Raw genomic sequence first — 16,749 nt, forward strand, 5'->3', positions numbered from 1 at the left:
ATCCATAGCCTTATTCCAAGTAAAATTAATCCTTGCAGAAGGTTATGGCAACCCAGCCGTTGTGCAGCCCCAACGAGGCAGAGCTCGGGAACGCAATTGTCTTTGCACCTGAGTAAAAACATACGAAGCGCACCCACGCTGCCCTAACAGCTTACCCTGCCGGCAAGAAGGGACGGTTTGAAGCCGTCAAATCATTCATCGCTTCTTCCTGTGAAGTTAACCTTTGTTAATCGATTTGGTTAGCAAGGGAGCGGAGACGCGGAGGCGCACGGCCGAGGGATTCCAGAAATCCTCCCCGCGCCGTGCACTGTATTTCCGGGCCTTTACACTTAGGATCCAGCCACCCGTTCTATTATTTGATGCATTTTGGCATTTATATTGCTTTTAAGGCCGTCACACATTGAAACTGTCTATCGGAAACGGTTGAGCTCAGGTCGCTGACTGGGGTCGAAACTGAGAACAATTGGAAAAAGGAAACGTATGAAAACAAAAGCTATGGAATTCTTTCGAAAGCTCCCGTTGTGGGCACTGGTCGCGGGTTTTTCGTTGGCATGGGGCTATTCCACGACTTTCGCAGCGGACGCTGCCTTGATGGATCTGTCCATAAGTGGAGCGAGCAGCCTCTATGAAAACACCTCGAGCAATTACACCGCGACGGCAAAATTCAGCGACGGATCAACTCGAACAGTCACCTCCACCGCATCCTGGTCGGAAAACTCCGACTACGCAACCATCTCTCAAGGGGTCTTGACAGCCAGGTCTGTGCGCAGTAACCGAGGTGTGACCATAACGGCCAGGTATTCATCCAACGGAGTCACGAAAAAGACCAGCAAGACGGTGACCATCCTCAACGGATCCACAAGCCAGCCCTCCGAAAAAACACTCTCCAGCATCGCCGTCACCGGCGCCGGCTCAGTGAACGAAGGGACTACATCGCCCTACGTCGCCACCGCCACCTTCAGTGACGGATCCACCCAGGTCGTCACCACCAGCGCCACCTGGAGCGAGAATTCCTCTGCCGCCACCATGAACAGTTCCGGAGTGTTAACCGCAGGCCAGGTCACAGGCAACCAGACGGTCACCGTCACTGCAAGCTACACCAGCGGCGGCACCACCAGGAACGGCAGTATCAACGTCACCATTGTTGATAGTCCGGTCGCCAAGACCCTTTCCAGCCTCGCCGTCACCGGCGCCGGCTCAGTGAACGAAGGGACCACCTCGCCTTACGTCGCTACCGCCGCCTTCAGTGACGGGTCCACCCAGGCCGTTACCACCAGTGCCACCTGGAGCGAGAATTCTTCTGCCGCCACCATCGACAGTTCCGGAGTGTTAACCGCAGGCCAGGTCACAGGCAACCAGACGGTCACCGTCACTGCAAGCTACACCAGCAGCGGCACCACCAAAACGGGAAACCTGACGGTTACCATCACCGACAGTACCGTTGTGCCCCCTGCTTTGTCCGGTTCCCATGCGGACAAGTTTGCTGCCTACGAAGGGACCAAGACCTGCCTCCAGTGCCATCGCTCTGAGGCCGTCGAGGTTCACAACTCAGAACACTATCAGTGGGCCGGCAAATTGGGAAAGATCAACGATTTCTGTATCTATCCCGATATCAACCATATCGGAAAGCTGACCAATGTAAACGGCCTGCCTGTCGATAGCGGCTGCAGCAAGTGCCACGTCGGCAAAGGGGCCAAGCCTGCTCCCGTCACGGCAAACCCGACAGACGCGCAACTGGAGAACATCGACTGTCTCGTCTGCCACGCTCCCAAATACAAACGGACCGTGGATCCAGTGACCAAGGCCCAGTGGATACCGGATGAATCAGCCATGGGCATGACCGTACTTGAGGCAGCTGTAGACATTCAAAAGACAAGTCGCGCCACCTGTCTGAACTGTCACACCAAGTCGGGAGGCGGAGACAATTTTAAGCGGGGCGATATCGAAGAGCATCATCGAAATCCCGCAACCCGGGCCTTTGACGTCCACATGTCCTCCGCGGCCCTGGGTGGAGGGGACTTGAACTGTACGGCATGCCATACGGTGTCGGCACACAAAATCGCCGGCAAGGGAGCGGACCTCAGGGTAGCGGAAGGGCCCAAACCGGAGTGTACCTCCTGCCATACGGCCAATCCACCGCATAGTAATTCGAACATCAACAAGTATCACCTGAAACGCGTGGCGTGCAACACCTGCCATATCCCGACCTTCGCCAAATTCGCTGCGACAGATATGTTCAGGGATTGGTCGGCTCCGGGTGAACTGAATCCAGCTACCGGTCTGTACGACCCCGCCCGGACGATGCAGGCCAACGTTACCCCCCAGTACAAGTTCTGGGACGGCACTTCATCATTGTTCTATGACTTCGGCACCGCATTCACGATTCAGCCCAACGGGAATGTCTTCATGGGCGGACCAGCGGCGGCGACACAGGCCACCACCGGCGCTAAGATCTATCCCTTCAAATATCACACGGCCTTGCAGCCTTACGATACCGACACCAACTTCCTGCTCCCCTTGAAGATCGGACAGTTTTATATGCAGGGGGATCTGGTGAATGCCGTACCCCTGGGGCAGGATGCCGTTACATGGCCGAGAAATCCTTACGGCTACCAGCAGACGGAACGTTGGATGGGACTCTTCCATGAAGTCTCTCCCAAGGAGAACGCTCTGGGATACAACAACTGCAACACCTGTCACAATACGACCAGTCCGAAGGTTCCGCTGAAATCTCTGGGTTACACCATCAAAACAGGTCAGACGACAGCCACACTTTGTTCGAGTTGCCATAGCGCCGAGACATATTCATTCAGCGAGGTCCATCCCCGTCACACCAACAAGGGGATCGACTGCTCCAGATGCCACAATTTCAGCAAGGCTCCCTGATGTTTGACCGGGTGGGAGGGGAGATCTTCCACCCGGGTTGACTCCTCTCAAGTTTTGTCTTCCTCAGTTCCACCCTCCCCCCGCGTCTGTTTTCAGACGCGGGGTTTTTCTTTTACCGGCAATGGTTACCTTAGTGTTAACCAAACCAGCGCCCGCTGGTTAGCAGTAGTTAATGTCTGGGGAAGCGAAGGATCATGCTGCATACCGTTAACGGGAGAGCACAGAATAAAGTAAATAAAAGCCGATACTTAAATCGGATACTTAAGTGCCTGTGCATGAAAATATTTTCAGACCCTTCTTCATTGGTGTGGTCTGGGAACGGGCGACGAGGCGTTCCGGAGAGCGTTATGGAAGACAGCTACTACAAAGCGGCCATTGAGACCATGCGGGAAGCACTCCTCGTGGTCGATACCCAGGGCACGATCCTCTCCGTGAATCCGGCCTTTGAAACGATGACCGGTTACTCGAGTCGCGAGCTTGTGGGGAAGCCCTGCACGGTCCTCAATTGCACCGGATGCAGAATCCACGAAAAGGGTACCGGAAAAGCGTGGTGTGCCATGTTTTCCCGGGGGGGGGTCCGGGACAAAAAATGTGAAATCGAATCGAAGGATGGGACAAAGGTTTTTGTGACCAAGCACGCCACAGTGCTTTACGATGAAAAGGGAGATATCTCGGGAGCCGTGGAAATTCTGAGCGACCGCTCCGAAATGGTACGCAAGGAGGAAGAGATTGAGTCACTGCGCTCCACCCTCCTTCACAAGGAGGCCTTTACGGGCATCATCGGCTCCTCCAAGTGCATCCAGAAGCTCCTGGACCTCATCGCCAATGTCGCTCAGTCCGAAGCGCCCGTCCTTCTTTATGGGGAATCCGGTGTGGGGAAGGAGTTGGTTGCGCAAGCCCTGCACATGGCCAGCAGAAGATTTGAAGCGCCCTTCATCAAGGTCAACTGCGCTTCTCTCAACGAAAACCTCCTGGAGAGCGAGCTCTTCGGACATGTCAAGGGAGCGTTCACCGGAGCGGGAAAAGATCGCATCGGGCGCTTCGAAGCTGCTTCAGGAGGGAGTATCTTCCTGGATGAAATCGGGGATATTTCTCCAGCCATCCAGGTGAAACTTTTGAGGGTTCTGGAGTCCCGGGAAATTGAGCGCGTGGGAGACCATCAGCCCGTTCCTGTCGATGTTCGCGTCATTTCCGCAACCAACAAAAACCTCGAAGATCTCATCATTCAGGGACTTTTCCGGGAAGATTTATACTATCGCATCAACGTGGTGCCTGTCCATGTCCCCCCTCTCCGTGAGCACAAGGAAGACATTCCACTCCTGGCGCAGACCTTCATTGACAAAATCGCCCGCCGCAGCGGAAAGCCCATCACCGGGCTCAGCCCACAGGCGCTGGAGATCATGCTCGCCTACAACTGGCCGGGCAACGTTCGAGAGCTCCGAAACACCATCGAATATGCCTTCGTCCTCTGCAATGAGTCTCTCATCGGCCCCCACCATCTGACTCCAAAGATCACACAGTCCGAAGAGGGCACCCAGCCCCCTGCGCCTGTTGATGCCTTCAGCGCCCTCCATAGAGACGAACCAATGCGCAAATACCCAGAGGCAAAGGATTTCGAAGAAAATCCCGACTTGCTTCGACTCCTTCAGGCCCTTCAAGCCACGAACGGAAATCAAACAAAGGCCGCCGGGATTCTGGGCATCAGTCGAGTGGCGGTCTGGAAAAAGATGAAGAAATACGGCGTCACACTGCAAAGAGGCCTTCCTCACGAGCGAGACTCTGGAATCTGATGTCCTGAAACGGGATCCTCGGGGAAGCGCAGCAGGATTTCGTAGAGTTTTTTATGTAATGCATTGAGCCACCTTTAAGTAATATTTAAACGATACAAATCCAATATATTGTTTATGCTATTAATTTTTATTCAAGAACAGGGGAAGGTTTGTCCGATAATTCTCGGAAGTCCATTCCTGTCCCAAAAGAGAGAAAGCTGGCTCATGACAATGCGTAAAAAGACCTTGCTCTTCATCGGTCTCACCCTCTTCGGAGTGATCGTCGTATCCTATGCAGTATCCGTCAGGATACTGCTCCCCCCCTTCGCCTGCCTGGAAGAGGAAGATACCCGCAAGCATATGGGGCGTGTTCTGGAGGGCATTTCGGAAAGCCTGTCCATTTTGAACAGCAAGGCCGAGGATTGGGCCCTGCTGCATCATCCTGAGGATCTGATGAGCACCCCTTATGATCGTGATTCCAAGGACAACACCATCCAGACCGCTTTCACTCACATGGAGATCAATCTCCTCCTGCTCATCTCTCCTTCGGGCAGATCCGTTTTCGGCAAGGCTTTCGACCTGGCGAGCAGAAAAGAACTGCCCATGTCGGCTTTTTTTCAGGATGCCTCGTTCCACGAAAGACTATTTCCCAACCTGCACCCGAATATGGGCACCGCAACTGGCTTTCTCCTGTTGCCGGAAGGCCCCCTCTGGATCACCTCGCACCCCATCACGGACAGCACGGAGCCTCATCTCACGGGTGGAAGGGTCGTCATGGGGAAGTATTTCGACACTGCCGAGGTCACCCGACTGGGCAAAAAATTGAACCTCACCCTCTCCGCCCACCGCCTGGACAGCGCGGGAGTTTCTCCCCGGCTGAAAGCAGTGGCGCAAGCCCTGTGCGATTCATCCGACATTTTGGTGCAGCCCCTCGATGAGGATTGGATCGCCGGGTTCACTCTGCTTCGTGATATTCACGGAAATCCCGCCCTTCTGCTGCAAACCGATCTGCCACGGGCATTATACAGGCAGGGAAAAGCCACTGTGCAGCTTCTGACGTTCGCACTCCTTGCCATCGGCATTCTCGCCGGTCTGACCATCATTTTTCTCCTGGAGAAATGGGTTCTTTCTCCTCTGACGGCTCTTTGCGAGAATTTGAAGGAGATCGCATCCAGCGCGGACTTGAGCGTTCGCGTTCCTTCAAAGGGAAAAGACGAGCTCTCTCGCGTCGCCACAGCCTTCAACGCAGTGCTCGACGCTCTGGAGAATTCTCAGCAGGGATTACAGACGGTTTGCAGTGAACTGGAAGCGCGGGTTCATGGGAGGACTGAGGAACTGCTGCGGTCGAATGAAACGCTTCAAACAGAAATTTCCGAACGAAACCTGGCCGAAGAGGCTCTGCGCAAGAGTGAAGAACGCCTGAACCTGGTGCTGCACGGAAGCAGGGACGGCTTCTGGGATTGGAATGTGCAGACGGGAGAAGTGCATTATGACGCCTGCTACTCCTCCATGCTGGGCTACACACCGGAAGAACTGGAGCCCAACGTCAGCTTTTGGCAAGACCGGGTCCATCCCGAAGATCTGCCTTCCGTTTCCAGGCAGCTGGACGGGCACTTCAGCGGTGCTGCGGAGTACTATGAAGCTGAACAACGGTTGAAAACCCGAAGCGGCGAATGGAAATGGTTCCTGGACAGGGGAAAGGTCGTCGAACGGGACCGAAACGGCGCTCCCCTCCGCGCTGCAGGGACACTCACGGACATTTCCGAGCGCAAAAGGATGGAAGAGGAGCTCATTCGAGCAAAAAAGCTGGAGACAGCAGGAATCCTCGCTGGAGGTATAGCTCATGATTTCAACAACCTGCTCGCAGTGATCCTCGGAAATGTCAATATGATCCAGCAGTACACGGGACCGGATTCTCCATGCATTAAACTCCTCGCCGACGCGGAGAAAGCCGCTTTGCGCGCCAGCGATCTTACGAAGCGGTTCATCACCTTCGCCACAGGGGGCACCCCCCTCAAACGGGTCACCTCCGTCGAGAAGGTCATCCAGGACGCTGTGAGCCTGGCATGCAGCGGCACGAACGTTCAATGCCAGTATTCCTTGTCGAACGATTTGGGGAAGGTGGAAATCGATGAAGGACAGATGAGCCAGGCCATTTACAACATGATCCTCAACGCCAGGGAAGCCATGCCTTCAGGGGGCATCGTTTCCATCACGGGAGAAAATATCAATGCCGGATCGGTTGGAGCCCCTGCGGCAATTCCCGTCAAAACCGGCCGTTATGTTCGTATATCCATTCATGACGAGGGATTGGGCATTGAAGAGGCCCATAAGGACAAGATATTCGACCCCTATTTTTCCACAAAAAATAAGGGAGCGCAAAAGGGTATGGGATTGGGGCTGGCCATTGCCCATTCCATCATCAACAAGCATGAAGGTCACATTGTTGTGGAATCCCAGATGGGGTTCGGCACCACTTTTAAAATTTATCTGCCGGCATTTCAGATGGAAGTGCCGGAAAAAGATGCCCCGGGGAATGGCCGGCATGCAGGTAGAATCCTGCTCATGGACGACGAAAAGCTGATGCGGGACATGGTGGCCCAGATGCTGCTCCATCTGGGCTATGACGTGCAGGTGGCCGCGGATGGGAGCGAAGCCATTGAAATCTACAGTAGAGCTCAAGAATCCGGGAACCCGTTTCATGGAGTGATTCTTGACCTGACGGTCAAAGGAGGCATGGGAGGACTCGAGGCACTGAAAGCCCTCAAGCAGTACGATCCGGGGACGAAAGCCATCGTCTCCAGCGGATACTCCCAGGATCCGGTCATTGCTCATTTCAAGGAATACGGGTTTTGTGGGGCCATTGGGAAGCCCTATTCTCTTGAAAAGCTCAAGAGGGTAATGAACGGCGTCCTGGAAAACACAACGCATGATTAGAACAGCGGGCACGCCAGGTCAGTCAGAGAGCAGAAGAGATGAACATCTTCGTTGCACGACAGCCGATTTTCATGAGGGATCAAAGGGTGTTCGGTTATGAGCTCCTTTACCGCTCGGGCGATGGAAACCATTTTCAGGAAACCGACGGGGATAGGGCCTCCCTCTGCGTCATCCGCAATGCCCTCCTGGTGATCGGCCTGGACAGGGTCACCGAAGGTAAAAGAGCTTTCATCAATTTCACCAAAGGTTTGTTGCTGAACGGTGCGGCGTCTCTCCTGCCCAAAACGGTAGCCATTGTAGAGATCCTCGAGGATATTGCGCCTGATCCGGAAGTACTGGCAGCCTGTCGAAAGATGCGGCAGCAAGGATATACTCTCGCCCTGGATGATTTCGTGCTTCGTAAAAATGAATGCAATCCCTTCACCGAGGTCGTCGACATCATCAAGGTCGATTTCATGGGCACTGGACCGGAAGACAGAAAGACCATAGTGGAGCAGTACGGACACCATCCAGGCATGAAGCTCCTTGCAGAAAAAACCGAGACCCGTGAGGATTTCCAGGAAGCCATGGACCTGGGTTTTTCGCTATTCCAGGGCTTTTTCTTCAGCAAGCCTGTCCTCATCTCGAAGAAAGACATTCCCGGATATAAGCTCACCTGCCTTCAGGTTCTGAAGGAACTGAACCGGGAAGAACTGGATTTCGAAGCCCTGCAAAAGGTCATCAAACGCGATCCCTGCCTCACCTACATGCTCCTGAAATACCTCAACTCGCCCTTTCTGGGCCTTCGATGCCAAATCTCCTCCATCAAGCAGGCCCTCGTCATCCTGGGGGATATGGAAATCAAAAAATGGTGCTCCCTTTCCGTCCTCAATCAGATGGGAAAGGACCAGCCCGTGGAGCTGCTCCGGATGGCTCTTTTGCGTGCGAGCTTCTGCGAATCCCTCGCCTTGAAGGTCGGGCTGGAAGGGAAGAAATCCGAGCTGTTTCTCATGGGATTGTTTTCTTTCATGGATGTCATCCTGGGACGACCGCTGCCCGAAATCCTCGAAGACGTTCCCCTCCAGAAGGAGCTGAAAGAGGCTCTTCTGGGAATATCCAATGCTTACAGGAAAATTTTCGATTTAGTGGTCGCTTACGAACGAGGCCGTTGGCCGGAGGTTATTCGGTTGGCAAAAGACCTGAAGGTGCAGGAAGAGGAGCTCCCCGAAGTGTATGCGCGTTCCCTTGATTGGCTCTCGAAAAATCCCCTGGCCCTGTGAGACGGAGTTTTTTCCTCGAGCGGTACTCTCTTCTTTGACATGACCATACATATTTTGACGGGCTTGGTTATGGTGGTTAGTATTACGGTTGGTTGAATGGAAGAGGATCTAATTGTTGAATCTGAAACGTTGTGTTTTGGGCTTGAAAATTTAACGGATTCGGTCCGGGGGAGAAAACGCTCATGTCCCGTAACAAAACTCCATCTGAAAGCGGCAAACTGGACCAGGTCATTGCTGAAGCTCTGCGCAACCGGGAGCGGCGGGAGAAGACCTATCGGGAACAGGCCATGAAGCTGTTTCCGCCGATTTGCGCGCGATGCGGTCGAGAGTTCGAGGGCAAAAAACTTCGAGAGCTCACCGTTCACCACAAGGATCATAACCATGACAACAATCCTCCGGACGGAAGCAACTGGGAGCTCCTGTGCCTCTACTGCCACGACAACGAGCATTCCCGTGGTGTCAGCGCCGAGTGGTACGGTGAGCCCGCACCCGAGGAAGATCGTCAGCCCACCACGACTTACAAGGCGTTTGGGGCTTTGGAGGCGTTGCTGAAGGGTAAGACGCCGGACAAAAAATAGGGACCCCTCCGGTCGTCCATGCGTCATTTCCGCAGGCTTCTTGGGCGGAAATGCGGAAATGACGATGACTGCTCCCAAGAGATGCAATCACTCCCACTTGCCCCGGGGTAATCTCCAACCCTGCCTGATACACCCGCTTCTGCACACCATTCTGCCGGCTTATGGCATGCCGTTTGCTTATCAACTGTTATCACAAGCAGTTGCCGAGATCAGGCGCATTGCGCAATGAACCACGGGGATTTGCGAAGGACGCCCGGGATCCTTCTCCGAAACGGCCGAGAGTCCATCCCGGGGACTTGTTGTCAACCCTTTTGCTCAGGAGAATTGTAAACATGAAATTCAAATTTTCTCTGGCAGTCAAATTGATGAGCATCTGCATTGCCCTGGCCGCCATCCCACTGCTTGTCATAGGATGCCTGAATCTATGGCAATTCCACTCGTTCGCCCAAGCCACTCTGGATCGTTCTTCCATCAGCCTCAAGAAGCAATCCGAGGACATTTTGGACAGTGGGGTCATGGTCGATCGTGAAAGAATTTCCGGGCTCATCAGCAGGGCCGAAACCGACGTCCACCATCTCGCCAGATCCTCCTGGCTGAAGGGATATCTGGCCTCTATCTCTGGCCGGAGCACGGCCGTCACTCCCGCGACTCCCACAGAGATGACTGGAGATGATCCTTCCAGTGGGCAACAGGCTGCAGGCATGGCCCTGGAGGGTCTCAAAGAAGAGATCGCCGCCATGCATGGGGCCTGTGCTGTCCAGGCACAGGGACAGACTTTTCCAGCCTACAATCAAATTCGCTACATCGACGAAAAGGGCCAGGAGATCGTCAATTTGAAGGACGGCAAATTCACGACGGACCTGAAATCCAAAGCCGCCGAAGCCTGGTTCCAAAAAACCCTGCAGCTCAGCCCGGGAAGTGTCTACAATTCGGGAGTCGTGATCGCCGCCAATACCGGAACCCCCGAAATGCGCCTTGCCGCCCCCGTGTTCGTGGGAGGATCAGCCAGGGGAGTCGTCGTCCTGAACATGAATTGGGACCTGGCCTGGAAGCTGATTCAAAACCGCGTCTACGGAAAAACCGGCTATTCCTATATCGTCAATGAGCAGGGTATCCTGGTGAGCCATCCGAAATACAATTTGACCCAGCCCATGAATCTCTGCGACCCCAAGAACGGAGAACTGGCAAAGATCGTCAAGGAGCAGATGATCACGGGCCAGGCGGGGCGTGGAAGTTATACATTCGAGGGCATACATAAGGTCATCGCCTTCCTTCCGCTGAAAGTCGGAGACAAATTTTACAGCATTGCCGCCAACACCCCTCTCAATGAATTTATGGAATTGACGAATGATATCAAGGTGGATGCCGACAAGAGCGCATCCCGAGCGACTTCCATCCTGGCGGTCTGTACTCTCCTGATGGTGCTCCTATCCGGGATGGCAGGATTTCTTTGCAGCAGGTCCATCACCCGACCCCTGAAGCGTCTCGTAGAAGACCTCACCGAAGCCACAGATCACGTGGCTGCAGCATCAACGGAGGTTTCCACTTCCAGTCAGCACCTGGCCGAAGGCGCTTCTGAACAAGCGGCAGCCATTGAAGAAACCTCTTCTTCTCTGGAAGAGATGTCTTCCATGACGAAGCAAAACTCAGATAACGCCGCCCAGGCAAACCATCTCATGCGCAATGTCAGTGACAGGGTGGAAAAAGCCAACAGCACCATGGATGATTTGACGTCGTCCATGCACGAGATCGCCTCCGCCAGCGAGGAAACACAGAAAATCATCAAGACGATAGATGAAATTGCCTTTCAGACGAATCTCCTCGCGTTGAACGCTGCCGTGGAAGCGGCTCGAGCGGGGGAAGCCGGAGCGGGCTTTGCCGTGGTGGCCGACGAAGTGCGCAACCTGGCCCTGAGGGCAGCCGATGCGGCAAAAAATACCGCCAATCTCATTGAAGGGACCGTGAAAAAGATTCAGGAGGGTGTCACACTGGTCACCACCACCAACGGCGCTTTTTCCGAGGTGAGAAGCAGTTCCGCTTCCGTCGGGGAGCTGGTGGGAGAAATTGCGGTGGCATCCAGCGAACAGGCTCAGGGTATCAGTCAGATCAACAAGGCGGTGGCGGAGATGGACAAGGTGGTGCAGCAGAATGCCGCCGGCGCGGAGGAAGCGGCATCGGCGTCCGAGGAAATGAGCTCTCAGGCCATGCGGATGCAATCCTTCGTCAATGACCTTCAGGAGATCATCACCGGGGGCAAACAGCAAACAGGCCGTTTCACAGCCGGAAAGGCCCATGCCGCAGGGGTACCCAAAGCTTCACGGTCCGACGCACCCCCTCTGTTCCACCCCGCGCCCCGGGGCAATGGAGACAACGGCAAACGTTCTCCAGACAGCCATAGGAGCAGAACTTTGCCGCCCACCCGACAGATCTCCTCGCTGGAAGAAAGGGATTTGGACGACTTTTGATGCACAGCAATGAAGCTCTTAAACCGGTTGCGGTGGACCTCGATCTCCATGGGACCGATACAAGCATCCCACCCGATAAAGTGGACGAAAAGGAGAGGGGCACATGGAAGCCCTGTCCACCGCGACCGGTCATACCCCACGGCACCTCCCTCAATGCTGTTCACTTAACGTCACCCCGGTGAAAACCGGGGTCCACAAAGTCTTTATTTACCTGGATTCCGGCTTTCGCCGGAATGACGGAAGCTGGTTAAGTCAACAACATTGCTCGCCTCCCTTCCACGCCAGAACTGTGCAGCAACGCCTTCCAGCTCTCCTGCCGGCATTTCACCGGCATCCTTTTTCCCACCCACCATTGCGCATCCTCCGAAAGTCCGCATACAAAGGCTTGAATGGCACAAAATTATGGCCACCGGTGCATTTAACGTTTGCATCCGCCCGACAGTAAAAATATTCTGACTCGATCAGCGCAGACAATGCCTCACTGCCGTTCCTGCAAGGCGGCATTGGGCTTCCCACCAAGGAGATGTGGAGCGGAATGAAAAAGCAAATCAAATGCTTCGTATCGTATGCCCGTGCAAACAAAGACCTGGCAAACCGGTTTATGGAAAAGTTCCGGGAGCAGGCTGCCCCTTCCAAACACTACGCCTACAGCTTTTGGCGCGACACCGACATTATGGTGGGAGAAAAATGGAGCGAGGAAATCCATGAGGCTTTGAACGAGTGTCAGCTGGGATTGCTCCTCATCAGTCCGGCATTTCTTGCGTCTCAATACATCAGCGAGCATGAGCTTCCAATGTTCCTGGGAAGCGACGCCAGGCCGGTCGTTCCCATCATGCTGCAAGCCGTGGATTTGGAGCGGCACGACCTGAAAGGCCTCCAGCATTCTCAAATCTTTCGCCTGGACCGACCGAAATTCAGGACTCCAAAATCCTACGGTGAATGCACGGGATTGCAGCGCGATCAGTTTGCACAGGACCTTTTTCGGCAGGTCGAAGCCAGATTGGATGCCCTCACCGGAAAGCAGGATTCCTGATACACATTTCAAACCTTATACACATAAAAGTTCATTACGATTGACCGATTTATGGTATAAGATGTTTTCACCTTTAAAGAGAGAAGTTAACAGCCTTTGGACAGTATTTAATCGAACAGTGTCACCCCTCGGAATGTGAAAGAACGGTCCTTCACATTTCAAAACATGACCTCCATGCCATCATCAACCAAAGAGGAGAACAAAGATGACGATGTTAGATCAAACCTGTTCGGCATTCATTGAAGTACTGGCCTCAAAAGCACCTGTTCCGGGAGGAGGAGGCGCGGCTGCCATGGGAGGCGCCATCGGGATGGCTCTTTCCAACATGGTAGGAAATTTGACCGTTGGTAAAAAGAAATATGCGGATGTGGAGGGAGAGGTCAAAGAGCTCATAGCCAAAGGGGATAAGGTCATCCTCAAGCTTAAAGAGCTGGTGGACAAGGATGCCGAAGTCTTCGAGCCCCTGTCCAAAGCCTATGGACTTCCAAAAAATACTCCCGAAGAGGCGAAATTCAAGGAAGAAACCATGGAGAACTGCTGTAAGGCGGCTTGTGGAGTTCCCATGGAGATCATGCGCGCAGCTTTTGAAGGAATCAAAATACATGCCAGAATGGGTGAGATCGGCACCATGATCGCCATCTCCGATGTAGGGTGCGGCGTCGTTTTTCTGAAGAGCGCTCTCATTGCAGGAAGTCTCAATGTGATCATCAATCTCAATGCCATCAAAGATCAGGCATTCGTTTCCGCCACCCGCAAGGAAATGGAAGAGCTGATCAATACCGGATCCAAATTGGCGGATGATACTCTGGCCCTTGTCATTTCAAAATTGAAAAAATAAGGAGATTGTTCCATGGCTGAACTGTTGAAAGGAAAACCCGTAGCCGATGCCATGAAGGAAGAGCTCATCAAGAAGGTAGACGGCCTGAAGTCGAAAGGGATCACGCCGAAGCTCGGCATCATCCGCGTGGGACAGCGGCCGGACGACCTGTTTTACGAAGGTGGAGCGAAAAAAACCTGCAGCGCCCTCGGCATGGATTCAGAGGTTTTCGAATACCCGGAAAATATTGAGCAGGCCGCTTTTGAAAAGGCCGTCATCGAAGTGGGACAGAAAAAAGACGTCAACGGCATCCTGATGTTTTCACCCTTGCCCAAACACTTGAACGAGAAAAAAATAAGAACTCTCATCCCGGTGGAGAAGGATGTGGACTGCCTGACCGTCGGCGGCGCAGCCAAAGTCTTCACCGATGACCCCACCGGTTTCCCTCCCTGCACACCCACGGCCTGCATGGATATGCTCCATCATTACAATATCCCCATCAAGGGGAAGAAATGCGTCGTGGTCGGCAGGTCCCTGGTGGTGGGGAAACCTCTGGCCATGCTGCTCCTGAGGGAGCACGGCACCGTAACGATCTGCCATTCCAGAACCGAGAACCTGCCGGGAGTCTGCCAGGATGCGGAAATCCTCATCGCTGCCGTGGGAAAGGCCAAGATGATCAAAGGCAATTTCGTGAAACCCGGACAGATCGTCATCGATGTGGGCATCAATGCTGACCCGGATAATCCTGGGAAATACTGCGGCGATGTGGATTTTGCCGAGGTGGAGCCCATCGTTCAAAAAATTTCACCGGTTCCCGCAGGTGTGGGCTCGGTCACGACCTGGGTTCTCTGCAAACAGACCATCATGGCTTGCGAAATGCAAAATTCCTGATGGCGCGAAGCCGTAAAAAAAGCCCTTGAGCCATAAAACAATAAGGGGGCAGGGCGTACGCCCTGCCCCCTTATTGTTTGTTACTCAGTCCAAGACTTTTGCAAGCCGGATCCCGCCGGCATGCCGAAATGCAAACGGACAGTCTTTTCCGTGGCGCTGTTCCTAGAACAGACCGCTGACCTTACCCGTCTTGGTGTCGATGTCGATGCGACGGAAGGCCGGGTTGGAAGAGGTTCCGGGCATCAGGGTGATCGTCCCGGCGCAGGGGCAGAGGAACTTGGCGCCGGAGTAGATCAAAACGTCGCGGATGGGAAGGGTCCAGCCCTTGGGAACGCCCTTGAGGACCGGATCGTGGCTGAGGCTGAGGTGCGTCTTCACCATCATGGTGGCATAATCGGCGTACTTGGGATCGCCCTCCAGCATTTTGGCCTTGGATTCAGCTTCGGGAGTCCAGGACACACCGTCGGCACCGTAAACTTCCTTGGCGATCAACGCAACGCGGTCTCTCAACTTCATTTCCAGCGGATAGAGGAATTTGAAATCGTTGTCTTCCTTGCAGGCATCGATGACTGCATCGGCGAATTCGAGGGCGCCATCGCCACCCTTGGCCCAATGCTCGGAGAGAGCACAACGGGCGCCGGCTTTTTCAGCGTACTTGCGAACCAGAGCGATTTCGTCCTTCGTATCGGTATGGAAAGCATTGATGCAGACAACAGGATTGATGCCAGCCTTACGGATGATGTTGATGCAATGCACCATGTTCTCGATGCCCTTTTCCACCAATCCAAGATTTTCCTTGGTGTAGGCATCGGGCAGAGCCAGACCGGCGACAACCTTCGGCCCGCCGCCATGCATCTTGAGGGCGCGGATCGTGGTGGTCAAAACGGATACGTGCGGCTTGAGACCACTGTAGCGGCATTTCACGTTCCAGAACTTCTCGAATCCGATGTCTGCTGCGAAACCGCTTTCCGTCACGTGATAGTCGAACATCTTCAGACCGATCCGGTCGGCGATGATGGAAGACTGGCCTACGGCGATATTGGCGAACGGGCCGGCATGGACGAGGCAGGGTTGATATTCGGCGGTGCTCATGAGAGTCGGGTTGATGGCGTTGCGCATGAAGGCCGCCATGGCGTTTCCAACTTCCAGGTCACCCGTGGTCACGGGCTTGCCGCTCTTGTCGAAGGCCACGGTGATGTTGTTGAAACGCTCTTTCATATCGGCCAAATCTTTGATGATGGCGAGAATGGCCATGAGCTCGGACCCTACCGCGATGCCGAACTTGGATTGCATCATGAAGCCGTCGGTCCTGCCGCCGATACCGATGATGATATTGCGCAGAGCCTGAGCACAGAAGTCAATGATCCAGCCCATTTCCACACGGGTGGGATCGATGTCGAGGCGGCGCATCCTAGTCAGGCGGGCCAGCTGCTCGTCGTTGTAATTGCGCTCGTGCTGCATACGGGCGGTCATGGCGACCATCGCCAGGTTGTGAGCGTTCATGATGTCGTTGATGTCGCCCGTGAGTCCCAGCGAGAATTCCGTCATGGGGATGAGAAGGGCGTTGCCACCGCCGGCTGCCGTACCCTTGACGTTCATGGTGGGACCACCGGAGGGTTGGCGGAGGGCGCCGCCGACATTCATACCACGCTTTCCAAGGCCTTCCATGAGACCTACTGATGTCGTGCTCTTTCCTTCTCCCAGAGGAGTCGGTGTAATGGCGGTTACTTCAACGTATTTTCCATCGGGACGGTCTTTGAGACGATCGATGATCTTCATGAAATCGAGCTTGCACAGCCTGCCCATGGGAAGAATTTCATCTTTCTGCAATCCCAGCTTTTCCTGCCATTCCCAGGGAGTGGGCATATTCTTTTCAGCTTCTTCAGATATTTGCCAATCTTTAAGCACTGTTGCATCGTAGGCCATCTTTAAACCTCCACCTGCTTTTTTAGTCCCTGATTAACACCACCTGTTCCCATCACCTTTGCCGAACTAAAGAACAAAACCACCAGAACAACCTTTGTTTCACCCCCCTTAGCTTAAAGTAGCGTCTGATGATTGCGAGGGATCTGACCAAGATAATAAGGAATTGCTGTAACTGGCCCCCTAACCCA

The 16,749-nt window shown here is 54.1% G+C and carries 11 protein-coding genes; 9 read left to right on the plus strand and 2 right to left on the minus strand.

Annotated features, from left to right (window positions below; genetic code table 11):
- The first annotated feature begins 480 nt into the window (after positions 1-480).
- The 6 genes from MWC30_RS10280 to MWC30_RS10305 all read left to right on the plus strand — a co-directional run bounded on the left by MWC30_RS10280 (position 481) and on the right by MWC30_RS10305 (position 11,894).
- Positions 481-2,886, plus strand: coding sequence for a multiheme c-type cytochrome (locus MWC30_RS10280; protein WP_244084082.1), 2,406 nt, complete (start codon positions 481-483; stop codon positions 2,884-2,886).
- A gap of 347 nt (positions 2,887-3,233) precedes the next feature.
- A complete protein-coding gene (locus MWC30_RS10285; RefSeq protein WP_244084083.1) occupies positions 3,234-4,676 on the plus strand; it encodes a sigma-54-dependent Fis family transcriptional regulator in 1,443 nt (480 codons plus the stop codon).
- 204 nt (positions 4,677-4,880) lie between these two features.
- A complete protein-coding gene (locus MWC30_RS10290; protein ID WP_244084084.1) occupies positions 4,881-7,592 on the plus strand; it encodes a PAS domain-containing protein in 2,712 nt (903 codons plus the stop codon).
- A gap of 38 nt (positions 7,593-7,630) precedes the next feature.
- A complete protein-coding gene (locus tag MWC30_RS10295; RefSeq protein ID WP_244084085.1) occupies positions 7,631-8,851 on the plus strand; it encodes an EAL and HDOD domain-containing protein in 1,221 nt (406 codons plus the stop codon).
- A gap of 182 nt (positions 8,852-9,033) precedes the next feature.
- Positions 9,034-9,429, plus strand: coding sequence for a YajD family HNH nuclease (locus MWC30_RS10300; RefSeq protein WP_256461241.1), 396 nt, complete (start codon positions 9,034-9,036; stop codon positions 9,427-9,429).
- A 332-nt stretch (positions 9,430-9,761) separates the two neighbouring features.
- Positions 9,762-11,894: a methyl-accepting chemotaxis protein gene (locus MWC30_RS10305; protein WP_244084086.1), complete on the plus strand. Its 2,133-nt coding sequence runs from the start codon at positions 9,762-9,764 to the stop codon at positions 11,892-11,894.
- Positions 11,895-12,097: 203 nt separating this feature from the next.
- Here the strand turns inward: MWC30_RS10305 and MWC30_RS10310 are convergent, their stop codons facing one another.
- Entirely contained in the window at positions 12,098-12,247 is a 150-nt protein-coding gene (locus MWC30_RS10310; RefSeq protein WP_244084087.1) for a hypothetical protein, read from the minus strand.
- A gap of 182 nt (positions 12,248-12,429) precedes the next feature.
- Here MWC30_RS10310 and MWC30_RS10315 point away from each other — a divergent pair, with 182 nt between their 5' ends.
- From MWC30_RS10315 to MWC30_RS10325, 3 genes are all read left to right on the plus strand, one after another.
- Positions 12,430-12,927, plus strand: a complete 498-nt coding sequence (locus tag MWC30_RS10315; RefSeq protein ID WP_244084088.1) for a toll/interleukin-1 receptor domain-containing protein — start codon at positions 12,430-12,432, stop codon at positions 12,925-12,927.
- Between the two features lie 205 nt (positions 12,928-13,132).
- Positions 13,133-13,765, plus strand: coding sequence for a cyclodeaminase/cyclohydrolase family protein (locus tag MWC30_RS10320; RefSeq protein ID WP_244084089.1), 633 nt, complete (start codon positions 13,133-13,135; stop codon positions 13,763-13,765).
- A gap of 12 nt (positions 13,766-13,777) precedes the next feature.
- Positions 13,778-14,635, plus strand: a complete 858-nt coding sequence (locus MWC30_RS10325) for a bifunctional 5,10-methylenetetrahydrofolate dehydrogenase/5,10-methenyltetrahydrofolate cyclohydrolase (protein WP_244084090.1) — start codon at positions 13,778-13,780, stop codon at positions 14,633-14,635.
- A 162-nt stretch (positions 14,636-14,797) separates the two neighbouring features.
- Here MWC30_RS10325 and MWC30_RS10330 read toward each other — a convergent pair whose 3' ends face one another.
- Entirely contained in the window at positions 14,798-16,561 is a 1,764-nt protein-coding gene (locus MWC30_RS10330) for a formate--tetrahydrofolate ligase (RefSeq protein ID WP_244084091.1), read from the minus strand.
- Between the last annotated feature and the right edge of the window lie 188 nt (positions 16,562-16,749).

The organism is Desulforhabdus sp. TSK (assembly GCF_022836495.1).
Classification (GTDB): Bacteria; Desulfobacterota; Syntrophobacteria; order Syntrophobacterales; family Syntrophobacteraceae; genus Desulforhabdus.

Excerpts from the sequence above, each read along its gene's own strand:
- MWC30_RS10280 (WP_244084082.1), top strand. The coding sequence starts at position 481 with ATGAAAACAAAAGCTATGGAATTCTTTCGAAAGCTCCCGTTGTGGGCA.
- MWC30_RS10285 (WP_244084083.1), top strand. The coding sequence starts at position 3,234 with ATGGAAGACAGCTACTACAAAGCGGCCATTGAGACCATGCGGGAAGCA.
- MWC30_RS10290 (WP_244084084.1), top strand. The coding sequence starts at position 4,881 with ATGACAATGCGTAAAAAGACCTTGCTCTTCATCGGTCTCACCCTCTTC.
- MWC30_RS10295 (WP_244084085.1), top strand. The coding sequence starts at position 7,631 with ATGAACATCTTCGTTGCACGACAGCCGATTTTCATGAGGGATCAAAGG.
- MWC30_RS10300 (WP_256461241.1), top strand. The coding sequence starts at position 9,034 with ATGTCCCGTAACAAAACTCCATCTGAAAGCGGCAAACTGGACCAGGTC.
- MWC30_RS10305 (WP_244084086.1), top strand. The coding sequence starts at position 9,762 with ATGAAATTCAAATTTTCTCTGGCAGTCAAATTGATGAGCATCTGCATT.
- MWC30_RS10310 (WP_244084087.1), bottom strand. The coding sequence starts at position 12,247 with ATGGTGGGTGGGAAAAAGGATGCCGGTGAAATGCCGGCAGGAGAGCTG.
- MWC30_RS10315 (WP_244084088.1), top strand. The coding sequence starts at position 12,430 with ATGAAAAAGCAAATCAAATGCTTCGTATCGTATGCCCGTGCAAACAAA.
- MWC30_RS10320 (WP_244084089.1), top strand. The coding sequence starts at position 13,133 with ATGACGATGTTAGATCAAACCTGTTCGGCATTCATTGAAGTACTGGCC.
- MWC30_RS10325 (WP_244084090.1), top strand. The coding sequence starts at position 13,778 with ATGGCTGAACTGTTGAAAGGAAAACCCGTAGCCGATGCCATGAAGGAA.
- MWC30_RS10330 (WP_244084091.1), bottom strand. The coding sequence starts at position 16,561 with ATGGCCTACGATGCAACAGTGCTTAAAGATTGGCAAATATCTGAAGAA.